15 protein-coding genes, 1 pseudogene and 1 riboswitch are annotated in these 16,819 nt (G+C 70.0%); of the genes and pseudogenes, 12 read left to right on the top strand and 4 right to left on the bottom strand.

Features of this window, described 5'->3' with window-relative positions:
* The first annotated feature begins 90 nt into the window (after nucleotides 1-90).
* The 8 genes from V4Y04_RS04965 to V4Y04_RS04930 all read left to right on the top strand — a co-directional run bounded on the left by V4Y04_RS04965 (nucleotide 91) and on the right by V4Y04_RS04930 (nucleotide 7,270).
* Nucleotides 91-1,005: a DUF881 domain-containing protein gene (locus V4Y04_RS04965; RefSeq protein WP_332426080.1), complete on the top strand. Its 915-nt coding sequence runs from the start codon at nucleotides 91-93 to the stop codon at nucleotides 1,003-1,005.
* On the top strand, nucleotides 1,005-1,337 hold the full coding sequence (locus tag V4Y04_RS04960; protein WP_030808725.1) for a small basic family protein: 333 nt from the start codon (nucleotides 1,005-1,007) through the stop codon (nucleotides 1,335-1,337). The genes V4Y04_RS04965 and V4Y04_RS04960 overlap by 1 nt, the downstream gene beginning before the upstream one ends.
* Before the next feature lie 56 nt (nucleotides 1,338-1,393).
* The gene (locus V4Y04_RS04955; RefSeq protein WP_332432712.1) at nucleotides 1,394-2,326 is read left to right on the top strand and encodes a DUF881 domain-containing protein; all 933 of its coding nucleotides are present in this window, start codon (nucleotides 1,394-1,396) and stop codon (nucleotides 2,324-2,326) included.
* 61 nt (nucleotides 2,327-2,387) lie between these two features.
* Nucleotides 2,388-3,335: an FHA domain-containing protein gene (locus V4Y04_RS04950; protein WP_332426079.1), complete on the top strand. Its 948-nt coding sequence runs from the start codon at nucleotides 2,388-2,390 to the stop codon at nucleotides 3,333-3,335.
* 47 nt (nucleotides 3,336-3,382) lie between these two features.
* Nucleotides 3,383-4,126 (top strand): transcriptional regulator FtsR, encoded by a 744-nt coding sequence (gene ftsR / locus V4Y04_RS04945; RefSeq protein ID WP_332426078.1) that lies wholly within the window; start codon nucleotides 3,383-3,385, stop codon nucleotides 4,124-4,126.
* A gap of 89 nt (nucleotides 4,127-4,215) precedes the next feature.
* On the top strand, nucleotides 4,216-4,689 hold the full coding sequence (locus V4Y04_RS04940) for a bifunctional nuclease family protein (RefSeq protein WP_003988851.1): 474 nt from the start codon (nucleotides 4,216-4,218) through the stop codon (nucleotides 4,687-4,689).
* A gap of 217 nt (nucleotides 4,690-4,906) precedes the next feature.
* Entirely contained in the window at nucleotides 4,907-5,593 is a 687-nt protein-coding gene (locus tag V4Y04_RS04935; RefSeq protein ID WP_332426077.1) for a MerR family transcriptional regulator, read from the top strand.
* Between the two features lie 147 nt (nucleotides 5,594-5,740).
* Nucleotides 5,741-7,270: a DNA polymerase IV gene (locus V4Y04_RS04930; RefSeq protein ID WP_332426076.1), complete on the top strand. Its 1,530-nt coding sequence runs from the start codon at nucleotides 5,741-5,743 to the stop codon at nucleotides 7,268-7,270.
* 205 nt (nucleotides 7,271-7,475) lie between these two features.
* On the opposite strand, the gene V4Y04_RS04925 is transcribed toward V4Y04_RS04930, so the two are convergent.
* Entirely contained in the window at nucleotides 7,476-7,850 is a 375-nt protein-coding gene (locus V4Y04_RS04925) for a PRC-barrel domain-containing protein (RefSeq protein ID WP_332426075.1), read from the bottom strand.
* Nucleotides 7,851-7,961: 111 nt separating this feature from the next.
* Nucleotides 7,962-8,058, top strand: a riboswitch (glycine riboswitch).
* A 171-nt stretch (nucleotides 8,059-8,229) separates the two neighbouring features.
* On the opposite strand from V4Y04_RS04925, the gene gcvP reads away from it, so the two are divergent.
* Nucleotides 8,230-11,115, top strand: a complete 2,886-nt coding sequence (gcvP, locus tag V4Y04_RS04920; RefSeq protein WP_332426074.1) for an aminomethyl-transferring glycine dehydrogenase — start codon at nucleotides 8,230-8,232, stop codon at nucleotides 11,113-11,115.
* A gap of 186 nt (nucleotides 11,116-11,301) precedes the next feature.
* On the opposite strand, the gene V4Y04_RS04915 is transcribed toward gcvP, so the two are convergent.
* The gene (locus tag V4Y04_RS04915) at nucleotides 11,302-11,697 is read right to left on the bottom strand and encodes a TOBE domain-containing protein (protein WP_055596962.1); all 396 of its coding nucleotides are present in this window, start codon (nucleotides 11,695-11,697) and stop codon (nucleotides 11,302-11,304) included.
* Between the two features lie 401 nt (nucleotides 11,698-12,098).
* Between V4Y04_RS04915 and V4Y04_RS04910 the strand changes: the two are divergent.
* Nucleotides 12,099-12,376: pseudogene (locus V4Y04_RS04910) on the top strand (carbohydrate ABC transporter permease); the annotation flags it as partial.
* 114 nt (nucleotides 12,377-12,490) lie between these two features.
* On the opposite strand, the gene V4Y04_RS04905 reads toward V4Y04_RS04910, so the two are convergent.
* Together V4Y04_RS04905 and V4Y04_RS04900 are read right to left on the bottom strand one after the other, a co-directional pair.
* Nucleotides 12,491-12,697 carry a DUF5999 family protein gene (locus V4Y04_RS04905; RefSeq protein WP_332426073.1) on the bottom strand — a complete coding sequence of 69 codons (207 nt, stop codon included), beginning with the start codon at nucleotides 12,695-12,697 and terminating at the stop codon, nucleotides 12,491-12,493.
* A gap of 437 nt (nucleotides 12,698-13,134) precedes the next feature.
* Complete coding sequence (locus tag V4Y04_RS04900) at nucleotides 13,135-13,719, bottom strand: hypothetical protein (protein ID WP_332426072.1); 585 nt, start codon at nucleotides 13,717-13,719, stop codon at nucleotides 13,135-13,137.
* Nucleotides 13,720-14,286: 567 nt separating this feature from the next.
* Here V4Y04_RS04900 and V4Y04_RS04895 point away from each other — a divergent pair.
* Entirely contained in the window at nucleotides 14,287-15,807 is a 1,521-nt protein-coding gene (locus tag V4Y04_RS04895) for a glutamate--cysteine ligase (RefSeq protein ID WP_332426071.1), read from the top strand.
* Nucleotides 15,808-15,981: 174 nt separating this feature from the next.
* Complete coding sequence (locus V4Y04_RS04890; protein ID WP_332426070.1) at nucleotides 15,982-16,782, top strand: CPBP family intramembrane glutamic endopeptidase; 801 nt, start codon at nucleotides 15,982-15,984, stop codon at nucleotides 16,780-16,782.
* Nucleotides 16,783-16,819: the final 37 nt, after the last annotated feature.

Genomic DNA, 16,819 nt, shown 5'->3' with positions numbered 1-16,819 from the left:
CCTGCGCGCGTGCCCGGACAAGTGCCCCCGACGGGGCCTGTCCGGCGCGCACACAGGCCCGTTCGGAGGTAGTGCCCACGGCATGCGACGATGTGCGGCATGCCGCAGCAACCTCCCGTTCGGAGCACCCCACAGCGGCCACCGCGTCCGGACGCGTCCATGTCGTTGATCACCAACGTGATGGACCACAGCCTCGACGAGGGATATGCCGAGGCGGCCGCGCGAAAGCAGGCCGACGGCGGTGGAGGCATGCCGAAGACCCTCAGGGCGAAACTGGGGCTCGCCGGCGGTCTGGTGCTCGCGGCCCTGGTGGTGACCGTCGGAGCCGCGCAGGCCAGAGTGGAGGCTCCCGTCGTCGCCAAGGAGCGCGAGGAACTGATCGACAGGATCGACCGGGAAACCGAGGCGGCGGACGAACTCGAGGACGGCATCGAGGCCCTCCGCGCCGATGTGAGCGCGCGGCAGCGCGAGGCGCTCAGACGCGGCGGCCAGAACGACCGCACCGATCTGGTGGGCGTCCTGGCCGGTGCTGTCGCGGTGCACGGCCCCGGCGTGAAGCTCGTGGTGAACGATGCCAAGGAAACGAGCACCGGCGGGGACGGCGACGCTCGTTCGACCACTGGGTTCTCCGACACCGGGCGGGTCCGCGACCGGGACATGCAGCGCGTGGTCAACGGCCTGTGGGAGTCCGGCGCCGAGGCGATCTCCATCAACGGGCAGCGGCTGACCGCCCTTTCGGCGATCAGGGCCGCCGGGGACGCGATACTGGTCGACAACAGGCCGCTGGTGCCGCCGTACACGGTCTTCGCCGTGGGGGACGGCCGGCAGTTGAGCAGCCGGTTCCAGAACAGCTCGGACGGGCTGTATCTGCATGCCCTGCAGGAGAGCTACGACATCCGTACCGCTCTTTCGGTGGAGGACGACCTCCGGCTGCCCGCCGCACCGAGCGTGATCGTCCGAACTGCTCAACCGATAACCGAGACTGCACCTGAGAAAGGCACATAGTGATCGCCGTACTGGGCCTCGTCGTGGGAGTCGTGGCCGGACTGTTGGTCCGGCCCGAGGTTCCGGCGGTCGTCGAACCGTACCTGCCGATCGCCGTCGTGGCGGCCCTCGACGCCGTCTTCGGCGGGTTGCGGGCCATGCTCGACGGCATCTTCGACGACAAGGTCTTCGTGGTGTCGTTCCTGTCCAATGTGGTCGTTGCCGCGCTGATCGTCTTCCTAGGCGATGAGCTGGGCGTGGGTGCCCAGCTGTCCACGGGCGTGGTGGTCGTTCTCGGTATCCGGATCTTCTCCAATGCCGCGGCGATCCGCCGGCACGTGTTCCGGGCGTGAGACCGATGAGCGATCAGGACCACGAGCACGAGCACAAGCACCCCCGTCAGGACGGCATGACAACGCCCGAGCCGCCGACCGGACCGCACACGGCCCCCGGAGCCCACCAGGCGTCCCGGCCCCGGCCCGCCTCGGCACCGCCCCCTGCCGCCGCACAGCGTCCCGCCGCGGCAGCCGGTGGCGGCTTCCGGAAGGAACTGCCCGAGGAGGTACTTGCGAGCGCCTCCACGGAGGAGGCGGCGCCACCGGAACGGCCGGGATCTGATCTGTCAGGACGGCAGCGGCTGGTGAAAGGCCTGTGGCCGCCACGGATCACCCGGGCCCAGCTCATCGTCGCTCTCCTGCTGTTCGGCCTGGGATTCGGCCTGGCCGTCCAGGTGGCCTCGAACAGCGAGGGCGACAGCGCCCTGCGCGGCGCACGCCAGGAGGATCTGGTCCGAATCCTCGATGAACTCGACGACCGCACAGAACGTCTTGAGGATGAGAAGCAAGGACTCGAGGAGCAGCGTGACGAGCTCGAGAACAGCTCGGACCAGGCAGAGGAGGCCCGCCGGCAGACGCTCGAGAGGGAACGCCAACTCGGGATTCTGGCAGGCACGGTGGCTGCACAGGGCCCCGGTATCACGTTGGTCATCGAGGACCCGAAGGGGATGGTCGAGTCGAACATGCTGCTCGATGCGGTCCAGGAGCTGCGTGCGGCCGGCGCCGAGGCCATTCAGGTGAACGGCGTACGGGTCGTGGCGGGCACCTACCTGTCGGATTCCGGCGACGGAGTGAGCGTCGACGGGAACAAGATCACTGCTCCCTATCGTTTCAAGGTCATCGGCAAGCCGCAGGACCTCGAGCCGGCGCTCAACATCCCTGGAGGAGTGGTGCAGACTCTCGAGAAGGAACAGGCCACCGCCTCGGTGGAGCGGTCGGCCGAGATCGTCGTGGATGCCTTGCGACCGGCGAAGCAGCCTGACTACGCTCGGTCGTCCTCGCAGTGAACCGGGGGTGGATGGAGGGCGACCGGCGAGGGCAAGAGGTTGCGGGGGGTCGGCGCACCGAATGGGTGGTGCGTGGTGGAAACTGTCTGGTGGATACGGACGTTGTGAGGATGTCCGGGTCGGCCAGTGTGTTCAGTCAGGGTTCGTCCTGCCCCACGGGCGGGTCTGTTTCGGTCAAGGGGAATCGCCCGTGAAGTTGTTTGGGAAGTTGTTCGGCAAGAGCGCGCGAGAAGGCCGCGACAATGCGACCGCTCGCCATCGCGCGCAGCCCGACGCAGAGGCGTCGCGTCCGCTGTACCGGGATCAGGTCGGCGGTCCGGGCGAGGACGTTGCGGGAGGTCAGGGCGCGCCGCCGGTTGACCCTGCGCAGTCGAGCGGCATAGGTTTCGGGCAACCGTCAACCTCAGGTACGGGTGGAGGGTTCTCCGCCCCGTACGCGTCCCAGGCCCCCGGTGGGCAGGAGGATCCGTCCATGTCGGCCTTGGTGTGTACGAGGTGCGGTAACCGCAACGCGGAGAACAGCCGTTTCTGTTCGAACTGTGGAGCTCCACTCAGGCCCGGAGCCGTCCCGGAGCGTCCCTCCGAGACGACGTCCACCATCTCCATCTCCGGTCTCGAGGCGTACGACGCCGAGGTCACCGGCCAGACGCAGGTGCCGGCGCTGTCCCCGGAAGCGCAGGCGGCCGTCGACGCGCTGCCGATGGGTTCCGCGCTTCTGGTCGTGCGCCGCGGTCCGAACTCGGGCAGCCGCTTTCTGCTGGACGGTGATCTGACCACGGCCGGACGCCACCCGCAGAGCGATATCTTCCTGGACGACGTGACGGTCTCCCGTCGGCACGTGGAGTTCCGCCGCAGCCAGGACGGTTCGTTCACAGTGGCCGACGTGGGCAGCCTGAACGGTACGTACGTCAACCGTGAGCGGATCGACCAGGTCGGTCTTTCGAACGGTGACGAGGTGCAGATCGGCAAGTACCGGCTGGTCTTCTACGCGAGCCAGCGGGGCTACTGACCCTCCCCCGGACTCCGTCCGGGGCACCCTGACCCCAGGGAAGGTCCATGCTTCATACACCGAGCGGCGGTACCGGGCACGGTACCGCCGCCGCGGAAACTGGACTGATGAGCATCGGCACGGTGCTGAACGTGCTGCGCGAGGAATTCCCCGAAGTCACCATCTCCAAGATCCGCTTCCTGGAGTCGGAGGGGCTCATCGAGCCGCAGCGGACCCCCTCGGGGTACCGCAAGTTCAGCGCCGGGGACGTGGAGCGTCTCGGCCATGTCCTGAGGATGCAGCGGGACCACTATCTGCCGCTCAAGGTGATCCGCGAGCACTTGGACGCGATGGAGCGCGGCGAGGCCGTCCCGCTTCCGGCACTGTCCCGGCCGCGGGACGGGGAAGCCGGCCCCGAGCCGTTCGCCGACCCGCCCGCGACAGCGGCCCGGATCGGGAGGGCGCAGCTGCTGGCGGCGGTCGGCGTCGACCAGCAGCGGCTCGCGGAGTGGGAGTCGTACGGGCTGCTCACGCCGGTTGAGGACGAGGTGTACGACGCCGAGGCGGTCACCGTCGCCGGCCTCATCACCGAGCTGGGACGGTTCGGGATCGAGCCGCGGCATCTGAGGGCGATGAAGGCCGCCGCCGACCGGGAGGCCGGTCTGGTCGACCAGGTCGTCGCCCCGCTCAAACGCCATCGCAACCCGCAGACCAGGGCGCACGCGGAGGCGCGTACGAAGGAGCTCGCCGGTCTCACGGTGAAGTTGCACGCCGCGCTGGTGAGCGCGGCGCTCGGGGTGCGGCTGCCATGAGGCCAGGCATGAGGCCAGGAGGGCCTGGATCGGCCGTCCGATGCAGACCCGACTACCCAAACGTCCCGGGCACGGCCTAGGGTTGCTGTGTGAACGAGCTCGATGTCGTAGGTGTCCGGGTCGAAATGCCCTCGAACCAACCGATCGTGCTGCTGCGTGAAGTGGGAGGCGACCGGTACCTCCCCATCTGGATCGGCCCGGGGGAGGCGACGGCCATCGCCTTCGCCCAGCAGGGCATGGCTCCCGCGCGCCCGCTGACCCACGACCTCTTCAAGGATGTACTGGAAGCCGTCGGCCAGGAGCTCACGGAAGTGCGCATCACAGACCTGCGCGAGGGTGTCTTCTACGCGGAGCTGGTCTTCGCCAGCGGTGTCGAGGTGAGCGCCCGGCCGTCCGACGCGATAGCGCTGGCGCTGCGCACGGGTACGCCGATCTACGGCAGCGACACGGTGCTCGACGACGCCGGGATCGCCATCCCGGACGAGCAGGAGGACGAGGTGGAGAAGTTCCGCGAGTTCCTCGACCAGATCTCGCCGGAGGATTTCGGCTCCAGCAGCCAGTGAGGGGCGGCGGCCGTTCCGCCGGAATGCCGCTCGTAACCGCGGTGTGTGAGGGCCTTGCACGGCCCGCGCGGGGGCGTTCGGCTAGCCTTTCCCCGCGGTGGGGCACGGGAAACCACTCTTAGGGTGATTATCACTCGGCGTGCCGAGTGTGGCGATCGTTGACGCACCCTTGGTGACTGCCTACCGTCGAGGAGGCAGGTCAAGGACGGAGGTCGGCGTGAGAAGCACCGGCGACGGTACGGCTGGGGGTGCCCCCGGACATGGTCTCGGGGTGAGCGGTCTGTACCCTCCCCCAGGCTCTCAGTTCCGCGCGAGCGGGGCGTATGCCCATCACGGCAGTGTGGCCGATCCTGCTCCGCAGCGACCGGCGGCCGTGCCGAGCGGCGGAGGGGCGGCGACGTCCATGGTGTCCGAGGAGATCGGCTACCGCGGCCCGACGGCCTGCGCGGCCGCCGGTATCACCTACCGGCAACTGGACTACTGGGCTCGCACGGGACTGGTCGAGCCGAGTGTGCGACCGGCCCATGGCTCGGGGACCCAGCGGCTGTACAGCTTCCGGGACGTCGTCGTCCTGAAGATCGTCAAGCGGTTCCTGGACACCGGTGTCTCGCTGCAGAACATCCGTACCACCGTCCAGCACCTGCGGGAGGGGGGGTTCCGCGATCTGGAGCGCATGACGCTGATGAGCGACGGCGCCACGGTCTACGAGTGCGTCACGCCGGACGAGGTCCATGCCCTGCTCCAGGGCGGCCAGGGGATCTTCGGGATCGCCGTGGGCGTGGTGTGGAGGGACATCGAGAACGCGCTGTCGCAATTGCACGGGGAACGCATCGACACCGGGGAGACACTGATCGGCCCCAACCCGGCGGATGAGCTGGCGAGGCGGCGCAACCGCGCCGTCTGAGCCGCTGCGCCACACGGGCGGTCCGTGCCGTCTGGGTTGTCCGCGCTCTGCGCCGGCCATGGGGACCGTACCGCCGGGGCGGCCCTCGGGGCGGTCGGCGGCACCCACGACGGGGCATTGTCAGTGGCGTAGGGCAGCATCGGAGATGTGAGATCCGCGCCGACAGTCCTGCATCTCGACATGGATGCCTTCTTCGCCTCGGTGGAGCAGGCGTCCAAGCCGAGCCTGCGCGGGAAGGCCGTGGTCGTGGGCGGGCTCGGGCCGCGCGGTGTGGTCGCCACCGCCTCGTACGAGGCCCGGGTCTTCGGTGTCCGTTCAGCGCTGCCCATGACGCAGGCGCGGCGGCTCGCGCCGAACGCGGCGTATCTCGTGCCCCGCTTCGCGCTGTACCGGTCGATCAGCGACCAGGTGATGGAGCTGCTGCGGGCGCTGTCGCCACTGGTGGAGCCGTTGAGCCTGGACGAGGCGTTCGTGGATCTGGAGGCCGGAGGGGTGGCCCGGGACGAGCGGTCCGCCCGGCTGGCCGGCGCGAAGCTGCGCGCGGACATACGGGCGGTCACGGGGCTCACCGGATCGGTGGGGCTGGCTGCCTCCAAGATGCTGGCGAAGATCGCCTCGGAGCAGGCCAAGCCGGACGGGCTGGTGCTGATCGAGCCGGGGACCGAGCGGGCCCTGCTGGCGCCCCTGTCGGTCCGGACACTGCCGGGTGTCGGGCCGGCCACCGGCGACCACCTGCGGCGGGCAGGCATCCACACGGTCGGGGACCTCGCCGAGGCAGGGGAGGACGAGCTGGTACGTCTGCTCGGCAAAGCACACGGACACGCCCTGCACGCCATGTCCCTGGCGAGGGACGAGCGGTCCGTGGTGGCCGAGCGGGAGACGAAGTCGGTGTCGGTCGAGGACACCTACGACGTGGACATCCACGACCGGGTGCGGGTCGGGGTGGAGGTACAGCGCCTCGCCGACCGCTGCGTGCGCCGGCTGAGAGCGGCGGGGCTGTCGGGACGGACCATCGTGCTGAAGGTGCGGCGGTACGACTTCTCGACACTCACCCGCTCCGAGACCCTGCGAGGTCCCACGGACGATCCGGTGGTGGTGCGTGAGGCGGCGACGCGGCTGCTGGACTCGGTCGACACGACGGGCGGCGTGCGGCTGCTGGGTGTGGGGGTCAGCGGGCTCGCCGACTACACGCAGGAGGATCTGTTCGCGCAGGCGGCGGAGGAGCGGGACAGGGAACTGCTGGGCGCGGAAGCGGCGGAGGCGGCAGTGCCCGCGGAGGAACGGCAACAACCGGGCGCCGAGCGGCGCTGGCCGGCCGGGCACGATGTAAGGCACAGCGAGTACGGCCACGGATGGGTCCAGGGCAGCGGCCTCGGGCGGGTCACCGTGCGATTCGAGACGCCCGGATCGGCACCGGGGCGGGTGAGGACCTTCCGGACCGACGACCGGGCCCTGCAGCCCGCGGATCCGCTGCCGTTGGTGGAGCGAAGGCCTGGGGGTGGCAGGGGGAGCGCGGACGGCCCGAGCGGTGAGAACGGTCGGGACGACGGTAGCGGTCAGGGCGGGGAGGGCATCCAGGCCGACGGCGACGGCCGGAGCACCCAGGACGGCCGGGGTTCGAGGGCCGGTGCGGGGGCGGTGGCCGGTGGTGCGGGCCTGAGGGCTTCGGGCGAATGAGGTGCTGCCCCGGGTGAGTCCGGAGGCAGGTCTCGGGGACGGACGGGCAGAGCCCGGGCCTTGTGGTCGGGGCCGATGTGACGCTGCTCGAAGGGCGTTCCCTGTTCGAGCTCGGAGAGGGGAATGCGATGGGCGGTCATGTGCGGAGGCCTCCTGGTCCGACGACTGCCGGCGCGATGGCTCGAGTGCGCCACGGGTGATGTCGTCAGGCGGAGTCGTCCCTGCCGGCGAGCCTGCCGAAGTCGTGGTCCGGGAGCGGGAGAGGGGCGGCTGTGTCCAAGCCGTAGTGGTGGTAGAGCTGGAGTTCCTGCTCCGGGGAGAGATGGCGGCCCACCCCGAAGTCGGGAGCGTCCTTGATCAGGGCGCGTTCGAAGGGGATGTGGAGGCCGCCGTCGATCAGCTCGCTCGGCTCCAGGGGGACGAAGGCATCCCTGCTGAACAGGCCGGTGCGTATCGCCGCCCACTCCGGCACGCCGGTGGCGTCGTCGAGATAGACCTCGTCGATCGTGCCGATCCGGTTGCCATTGCGGTCGAACGCCTTGCGGCCGATCAGGTTGCGCGGATCGATGTCGGTCTGCACGGGCCCTCCACTGGTCGCAAGGATTCGTCAGCACTACAAAACGGCACAATCGGCGGGGCGGCCACTCGAAAGTGTGGGTCTTGCCCTCGCTGGTACCCTGGCAGCGGCTGCTGACCCCGTGCGGGAGAGCCCTCTCTGCACCATCGGAGGGCGCCGAAGGAGCAAATCCTCCCCGGAATCTCTCAGGCCCACGTACCGCATGGACGAGGTCACTCTGGAAAGCAGAGCGGGTGTCGACGGCTCCCGCTCTCACCGACGGTGAAAGCCGGCCGCCCCGGGCGGCCGGTGAAGCTCTCAGGTTGAGATGACAGAGGGGGAGGCCGTCCGGGCACCCGCCATGGTGCCCCTCGAAGGTCGTCGGACCAGGAGGCCTCCGCACATGACCGCCCATCGCATTCCCCTCTCCGAGCTCGAACAGGGAACGCCCTTCGAGCAGCGTCACATCGGCCCCGACCACGAGGCCCGGGCCAAGATGCTCGCGCAGGTCGGCTACGGCTCGCTCGATGAGCTGACGGCCGCCGCCGTCCCGGATGTGATCAAGAACGCCGACGCGCTGGACCTGCCGGGTGCCCGGACCGAGCCCGAGGTGCTGGCCGAGCTGCAGTCGCTGGCCGACCGCAACGAGGTGCTCGGCTCCATGATCGGGCTGGGGTACTACGGCACCTTCACGCCGCCCGTCATCCTGCGCAACGTCATGGAGAACCCCGCCTGGTACACGGCCTACACGCCGTACCAGCCCGAGATCTCGCAGGGGCGGCTCGAGGCGCTGCTGAACTTCCAGACCATGGTCGCCGAGCTCACCGGCCTCCCGACCTCCGGTGCCTCCCTGCTCGACGAGGGCACCGCGGCCGCCGAGGCGATGGCGCTGTCGCGGCGTATGGGCAAGAACAAGAAGGGCATGTTCCTGGTCGACGCGGACGCGCTGCCGCAGACCGTCGCCGTCATCCGGACCCGGGCCGAGCCGGCCGGCGTCGAGGTCGTCGTCGCCGACCTGAGCGAGGGCATCCCCGCCGAGGTCGCCGAGCGTGAGATCAACGGCGTGCTGATCCAGTACCCGGGTGCCTCCGGTGCCGTACGCGACATCAAGCCGGTGATCGACCGGGCGCACGAACTGGGTGCGCTGGTCACCGTCGCCGCCGATCTGCTCGCCCTCACGCTGCTGACGTCCCCCGGCGAACTCGGCGCGGACATCGCGGTCGGCACGACGCAGCGCTTCGGCGTGCCGATGGGCTTCGGCGGACCGCACGCCGGATACATGGCCGTACAGGAGAAGATGGCGCGCAGCCTGCCCGGACGGCTCGTCGGCGTCTCCGTCGACGCGGACGGGCACCAGGCCTACCGGCTCGCGCTCCAGACCCGCGAGCAGCACATCCGCCGCGAGAAGGCCACCAGCAATATCTGTACCGCCCAGGTACTGCTCGCCGTCATGGCGGGTATGTACGCCGTGTACCACGGCCCCGAAGGGCTGAGGACCATCGCGTGGCGCACCCACCGCTACGCGACCGTCCTCGCCGAAGGGCTCCGGGCCGGGGGCGTGGAGATCGTCCACGGTTCCTACTTCGACACGCTGACCGTACGGGTCCCGGGGCGGGGCGCCGAGGTCGTCGCCACCGCGCGGGACAACGGCGTCAACCTGCTCCTCGTCGACGCCGACCACGTCTCGATCGCCTGCGACGAGACGACCACGCGCGACCGGCTCACCGCCGTGTGGAGCGCCTTCGGTGTCGGGGGAGACGTCGAATCCCTGGACGCGGCCGCGCGGAACGCCCTCCCGGACGCCCTGCTGCGCACCGACGAGTACCTGACGCACCCCGTCTTCCACCAGCACCGCTCCGAGACCGCGATGCTGCGCTACCTGCGCAGGCTCGCCGACCGCGACTACGCGCTGGACCGCGGCATGATCCCGCTGGGCTCCTGCACCATGAAGCTCAACGCGACCGCGGAAATGGAGCCCATCACCTGGCCCGAGTTCGGGCAGCTGCATCCCTTCGTGCCGGCCGGGCAGGCCCAGGGCTACCTCGCGCTCATCCACGAACTGGAGGACCGGCTCGCGGAGGTCACCGGCTACGACAAGGTGAGCCTCCAGCCCAACGCGGGCTCCCAGGGCGAACTGGCCGGACTGCTCGCCGTCCGCGGCTACCACCGGGCCAACGGCGACGAGCAGCGCACCGTCTGCCTCATCCCGTCCTCCGCGCACGGCACCAACGCCGCCAGCGCCGTCATGGCCGGCATGAAGGTCGTCGTCGTGAAGACCGCCGAGGACGGCGAGGTCGACATAGACGACCTGCGCGCGAAGATCGAGCGGTACCGCGAAGAGCTGTCGGTGCTGATGATCACGTACCCCTCGACGCACGGTGTGTTCGAGGAGCACGTCGCCGACATCTGCGCGGCCGTGCACGAGGCCGGCGGCCAGGTCTACGTGGACGGCGCGAACCTCAACGCGCTGGTCGGGCTGGCCAAGCCCGGACACTTCGGCGGGGACGTCTCGCACCTGAACCTGCACAAGACCTTCTGCATCCCGCACGGGGGCGGCGGTCCGGGTGTCGGCCCGGTCGGCGTGCGGGCGCACCTGGCGCCGTACCTGCCGAACCACCCGCTGCAGCCCGAGGCCGGGCCGGAGACCGGGATCGGGCCCATCTCGGCGGCTCCGTGGGGCTCGGCGGGGATCCTGCCCATCTCGTGGGCGTACGTCCGGCTGATGGGCGGCGAAGGGCTCAAGCGGGCCACTCAGGTGGCGGTACTCAGCGCCAACTACATCGCCAAGCGCCTCGAACCGCACTACCCGGTGCTGTACACCGGTCCCGGCGGGCTGGTCGCGCACGAGTGCATCATCGACCTGCGCCCCTTGACCAAGGCGACCGGTGTGAGTGTGGACGACGTGGCCAAGCGGCTGATCGATTACGGCTTCCACGCGCCCACGATGTCGTTCCCGGTGGCCGGGACGCTGATGATCGAGCCGACCGAGTCCGAGGACCTGGCTGAACTCGACCGGTTCTGCGAGACGATGATCGCGATTCGCGCGGAGATCGAGAAGGTCGGCTCCGGTGAGTGGCCCGCGGAGGACAACCCTCTGCGCAACGCCCCACACACCGCCGCCGCGCTCGGTGGGGAGTGGGAGCACGCGTACAGCCGTCAGGAAGCCGTCTTCCCGACCGGCGTGAGCGCCGCCGACAAGTACTGGCCGCCGGTGCGCCGCGTCGACCAGGCCTTCGGTGACCGCAACCTGGTGTGCTCCTGCCCCCCGCTGGAGGCGTACGAGGACTGACGCGGCGGGCGCCCCTACGAGGCCGGGACCGGCGACCGAGGAGTAACGCCCTGTACCTGCACAGGTACAGGTACAGGGGAGCGGAAGGGCTCCGCCCCGGACACATGGCCGGGGCGGAGCCCTTCGTCGTACCCCCCCACCCGCCTTGCGGGGCGCCCAGGGCCTGAGCAGGGCCGTTTCCGGGCGTCAGACGCGGTCGATATGGACGTTTGTCGACTTCACCCGGGCCGTGGCCTCCATGCCGACCTCCAGCCCGAGCTCCTCGACGGCCTCGCGGGTCAGCAGCGAGACCAATCGGTGCGGGCCTGCCTGGATCTCGACCTGGGCGGCCACGTCGCCGAGCTTGATCGCGGTGACGATGCCGGGAAAGGCGTTGCGCGCCGAGGTGTACGGAGTGCCCTCCTCGGCCGTGCCGGCCTTCGCGAGGTCCACCGAGAACGCGGCCAGATCCCGCCCGTCGATGAGTCGCCGTCCGCCTTCGTCGCGGTGGGTGGTGACCCGGCCGGCGTCCGCCCAACGGCGGGCGGTGTCCGGGCTGACGCCGAGCAGCCGCGCCGCCTGGCCGATCGTGTAGGACTGCATGCCGATCACGATAGGGCGGGAGGCGGAGCCGGACGGCGCGGGGGTGGTGGGAATGAGTTGCTCCCGCGTCTTCGATCATGAGGTTCGCCGGATGATCCGAAAGTTTCGCATGCCTCGGCGGAAGTGAAGCGGTGCCGCTCGGCGCGTTCGGGGCCGTCGCCGCGCACCGACCGGCCGCTTCGAACCGGACTTCAGGGAGGGTCGTGGTCCGGGGTGCCGATGGTGGCGGCGGGAGGGTACCGGACCGGCCAGCCGGTGGGGCGCCGCCTTCTGGAGAGTGGCGGAAGGGTTCGGGCCGGACCCGGTCGACGGCTGCGCCGGTGCGTGCGGTGCGGGTCGGAGGCAGATTCATCGCGGTCGGCTTCCAGGTGCCCGCGCTGGTGCTGTTCGGCGTCCTGGCGCTGCTGCCGATGGCACGGCCCGCGCTGGGTACCGTCTCGGTGCTCGCCGTGGTCACCGACTGGAACAACTTCTTCCTGCCGCTGCCGCTGCCGATGTTCCCCGACGACACCTGATGGACCATCCCCCTGGGCGTCCAGCAGTTCCAGGGCCGGTATCCGCGGACACCGCGCGTGTCTTCGCGTACCTCGTCCTGGCGATGGTTCCCGCGCTCGCCTTCCACTCGGTCGCCGAGCGCCGGCTCGTCGGCGGCCCGACCGCGGGCGCGACCAAGGGGTGACGCACACGCGTCCGGTGTGTGGCAGACCCTGGATGCGCATAGGGGCCGGTTCGCGGGAGTCCCGCGGCCCGGCTCCTGGTGTTCCGCGGGCGGGCTCTGCTCCGCCCGGCAAAGCTAGGCGGTGGTCATCGCCTGGATGGTGCCCCGGGAACGCTGCGGGGCGATGCACCTGCCATCGGGCAGGAGTTCACCGGTGTCCTCGAAGAGCACGACACCGTTGCACAGCAGGCTCCAACCCTGCTCCGGGTGGTGCGCCACCAGACGGGCGGACTCCCGGTCGGCGGAATCGGCTGCGGAGCAGGGTGACTGGTGCTGGCACATGGATGGGATCTTTCGCTCTGGCGTGACCTGCGGGCTGGCTGTCGTTTCAGTTCCGCGGCGTGAAGCTTCGTTCATGGCCGCCCCCCGTTGTGATGGGCCCGTCGAGACAGGCCGGTCGGAAACAAGTGTTGCCCCTCGGGCGGCAATCCGCAGGGATTTCGCGGCACCGCACCTCACAGGTTGATGACGCGTCACCCTGGTGGACGGTTCAGCTCAACTGCCCTGTCACTTCGGGTGGTTCCGCATGGCCGAATGAGGCTAGTCCGGTCCGGGGTCCTGGCCACTCCGGTGTCCTGGGCCACGTCGGACTTCCTGGTGGTGCCGGTGAGGGCGTGTCCCGCCGCCGGCGGTCCGGCGGCGGGACACGCAAGAGGGAGATGCGGGAGAGGTAGAGGGGCGCGGAAAGGGTGCTCGCGGGGGGCTCGGGGTGCGGGGCGTCAGGCGGGCGAGCCGAGCAGCCGGTCCGGCATGACCCGGTGGGTCAGCACCGGGAGAAGTTCGGCGGCCCGGTGCGGGCGATGGGCCGCGATGCCGGGCGGTGCCGGGGCGAGCGGGACGAGCAGGTCGGTGGCTGCCGGGTGGCCGGTGGCGCCGTCCGCGGTGCGGTCGCCGTGCAGCCAGAGGGCCAGCATGTAGAGGCCGGGGACCGACAGCAGGCGGGGCTGGTACGACTGCGGCAGGGCCTCGGCCTGGCGCAGGGCCAGCTCGGTGGAGGCGATGTAAGGGCCCTCGAAGAAACGGGAGAAGGCCCAGCCGTCGGGGGTGAGTACGGTGTCCGCTGCGGCCACCGCCCGGTCGCCGCAGCGGATCAGGAAGCGCCAGCCGGCCAGTCGCGTCGCGGACACGCCCTCGGCGGTGACCCGGTCCAGGACGTGTACGGGCAGCGGCAGTTCGGGCGAAGCAGTTCCCTCGGCACCGAGGAGGGAGGGGGTTCGGGCCTCACTGACCGCGGTGGGAGAGGAAAGCGCGGTCAGGACGGAACGCAGCGCGGGCGCGGGAGCCGGGGGGACATGCAGGGGCATGGTGGGTCGCCTCTCATTCGAAGGCACAATGACGCGAAGGCGGGGCGGACGACGCTGTCAGCTCACGAAGGTCAGGAGGCAGGGGCCAGGGGGTCTGAGTACGAGAGGTGGGGGTGAGGAATGCCGCACGTCACCTCGTCGGCTGGATCACTCGACCGTGGGCGCCAACCTTCTGCCTTGTCCACGGAGTTTATACGACGCGTGTTCGGAGTGTGTTTCGGCTAGCCGTTTTCGGCCTGCGGAACAAGGGTACTTCCGGACGGCGAAACGGGGGAATCATCCCGATTCCCAGTCACGTATATGGCGATGACCTCGATAAATGGCCGCACAGTGGTAGGCCTATTTTCGTCGGCGTTTTTCACGAGTTCGCCGTCGCCTTGTAACGTGCGTTGTCGCCCACGCGCCGGCCATGCCGCGTGAATGTGCCACTGGTCACCTTCGTTCAGCGTAGCGGGCAACAGGTCGCTCCGGGGCGTTATTGATCGCATCCGCTGGGCATCCTCCACTGTGGACCGGGACCCGGCGGCCGATCGTCGGGCCGCCCATTCGAGGAGGAGGGAGGCTTCGATGGGGGAGAAGGTCGTGGCAGGCGGGTTCGAACTGTCCGATCGCCAGCGCTACCGCGACAAGCTCCGCAGGTGTCTGACGGGTTTGGAGCGACTTCTGGCGGAGAAGCGGTTCGACCGGCCCAGGAACCTCATGGGGCTGGAGATCGAATTGAATCTCACGGGCGCCGACGGGATGCCCAAAATGTTGAATGGGCAAGTCCTCGAGCGGATTGCGAGCCGCGACTTCCAAACAGAACTCGCCATGTTCAACCTGGAAGTCAACATAGCTCCACACCGTTTGGACGGCCGGGTATTCGACCGGCTCGCCGAGGAACTGCGCACCTCCCTTGCGTACGCGGACCGGAAAGCCGCCGAGGTGGACGCCGGAATCTTGATGATCGGGATTCTGCCGACGCTGGACCGCGACGACCTGGTCTCCTCGAATCTCTCTGCCGTCGACCGCTACACCCTGCTCAACGAGCAGATCGTGGCCGCTCGCGGGGAGGACTTCAGTCTCGACATCGAGGGTGTGGAACGCCTCAGTTGTACCTCCAAGTCCATCGCGCCGGAGGCTGCCTGCACCTCGGTGCAACTGCATCTCCAGGTCACCCCGGCCCGCTTCGCCGACGTGTGGAACGCGGCCCAGGCGGTCGCCGCCGCTCAGATCGCCGTCGGCGCCAACTCTCCCTTCCTGTTCGGCCGTGAACTGTGGCGCGAGTCCAGGCCGCCCCTGTTCCAGCAGTCCACCGATACCCGTCCGCCCGAGCTCCAGGCGCAGGGAGTGCGGCCGCGCACCTGGTTCGGCGAGCGCTGGGTCGGCTCGGCGTTCGACCTCTTCGAGGAGAATCTGCGCTACTACCCCGCACTCCTGCCGATCTGCGACGACGAGGACCCGCTCGACGTGCTGGACCGGGGCGGCACCCCCTCGCTCGCGGAACTCGTCCTGCACAACGGCACGGTCTACCGCTGGAACCGCCCGGTCTACGACGTCGCCGACGGCGTACCCCACCTACGGGTGGAGAACCGGGTTCTGCCCGCCGGGCCCACCGTCGTCGACGTGGTCGCCAACGCGGCGTTCTACTACGGCCTTGTCCGTGCCCTCGCGGAGGACAGCCGCCCCGTGTGGACCAGGCTGCCCTTCGAGGCCGCCGCCGCCAACTTCGACGCCGCCTGCAGGCACGGCATCGACGCCCGCTTCACCTGGCCCCGGCGTGGGCGCTACGGGGGGACGGCCGAGGTGGACGCGATCACCCTCGTACGCGACGAACTGCTGCCGCTGGCCGAGGCGGGACTGGACGCGTGGGGCATCGAACCCGCGGACCGGGACCTGTACCTCGGCGTGATCGAGGAGCGCTGCCGACGCCGGCAGAACGGCGCGAGCTGGCAGGCCGCGACCTTCCACCGGGCGCTGGACGGAGGCCTGTCCCGGGAGGCCGCACTGGCAGCCACCACCCGGCGCTACCGTGAGCTGATGCTGCGGGGCGATCCGGTGCACGCCTGGCCCGTCGGGCTGCCGGAGCCGGTACCCACGACGGGCTGACCCTCCGGGCGAGCGGGCGGCCCCGGGCAGCCGGAGGGCCGGCCGCCCGGGGGCCGCCGACGGCACGGTCGGCCGCGGGAGGGAGCGGAGCCGCCGGCACGGACCGCCCGCCGGGTGCCCGGCCGGTGCCTTCATACTGAACCGATCGGACGGATCGGTGATCTGGAGGCAGGTGTGCAGGCGGAGGCGGGCCCGGAGGCCGATGTGTATCCTCGGCGGCGGTTCACACGAAAGACGCTCCGCGACGAGACGCTGCTCGTGCTGGCGGTGTCGCTCGGCGCGAGCGCGGTGTCCGCGCTGATCAGCTTCGTCGGCTCGGTCACCCGGCCGGGCGGCCTGAAGGATCAGGCGGCCACCCTCAACGGCTCGGCGGCACCGGGCCGTCCCTGGCTCGACCTGGCCTGGCAGCTCTTCGGGATCACCAGCGCGCTGGTACCCGTCGCGCTCGTCGCCCACTTCCTGATCCGCGAGGGTGTGGGGCTGCGCACCCTCGGCTTCGACCGGACCCGGCCCTGGTCCGACCTCGGCCGCGGAGCGGCGGTCGCGGCGGCCATCGGCAGCAGCGGCATCGCCTTCTACCTGGCCATGCGCGGCCTGGACTTCAACCTCACCGTGGTGCCCGAGGCGCTGCCCGAGGTGTGGTGGAAGTTCCCGGTACTGATCCTCTCGGCGACGCAGAACTCGATCCTCGAAGAGGTCATCGTCCTCGCCTACCTGCTGCGCCGGCTGGAGCAGTTGGGATGGTCGCCGGGTGCCGCGATGGCGACCAGTTCGGTACTGCGCGGCTCGTACCACCTCTACCAGGGCATCGGCGGGTTCATCGGCAACATGGTCATGGGCGTGGTCTTCGTCCACCTCTACCGCCGCTGGGGGCGGGTGGGGCCCCTGGTGGTCGCGCATACGCTGCTCGACGTCGGGGCGTTCGTGGGGTACGCGCTGCTCGCGGGCAAGGTGGACTGGCTGCCCACGGCGTGAACCGATTCGGGAAGGGGGCGCGCGATGGCACCGTACG

The sequence above is a fragment of the Streptomyces sp. P9-A2 genome, assembly GCF_036634175.1.
GTDB lineage: Bacteria > Actinomycetota > Actinomycetes > Streptomycetales > Streptomycetaceae > Streptomyces > Streptomyces pratens.
This window is presented reverse-complemented; position numbering and strand designations above follow the sequence as displayed.

Bases quoted from the DNA above. Each gene is read 5' to 3' on its own strand.
- V4Y04_RS04905 (WP_332426073.1), bottom strand. From the start codon at position 12,697: ATGTGCCAGCACCAGTCACCCTGCTCCGCAGCCGATTCCGCCGACCGG.
- V4Y04_RS04900 (WP_332426072.1), bottom strand. From the start codon at position 13,719: ATGCCCCTGCATGTCCCCCCGGCTCCCGCGCCCGCGCTGCGTTCCGTC.
- V4Y04_RS04895 (WP_332426071.1), top strand. From the start codon at position 14,287: ATGGGGGAGAAGGTCGTGGCAGGCGGGTTCGAACTGTCCGATCGCCAG.
- gcvP (WP_332426074.1), top strand. From the start codon at position 8,230: ATGACCGCCCATCGCATTCCCCTCTCCGAGCTCGAACAGGGAACGCCC.
- V4Y04_RS04915 (WP_055596962.1), bottom strand. From the start codon at position 11,697: ATGCAGTCCTACACGATCGGCCAGGCGGCGCGGCTGCTCGGCGTCAGC.
- ftsR (WP_332426078.1), top strand. From the start codon at position 3,383: ATGCTTCATACACCGAGCGGCGGTACCGGGCACGGTACCGCCGCCGCG.
- V4Y04_RS04955 (WP_332432712.1), top strand. From the start codon at position 1,394: ATGACAACGCCCGAGCCGCCGACCGGACCGCACACGGCCCCCGGAGCC.
- V4Y04_RS04965 (WP_332426080.1), top strand. From the start codon at position 91: ATGTGCGGCATGCCGCAGCAACCTCCCGTTCGGAGCACCCCACAGCGG.
- V4Y04_RS04950 (WP_332426079.1), top strand. From the start codon at position 2,388: ATGGGTGGTGCGTGGTGGAAACTGTCTGGTGGATACGGACGTTGTGAG.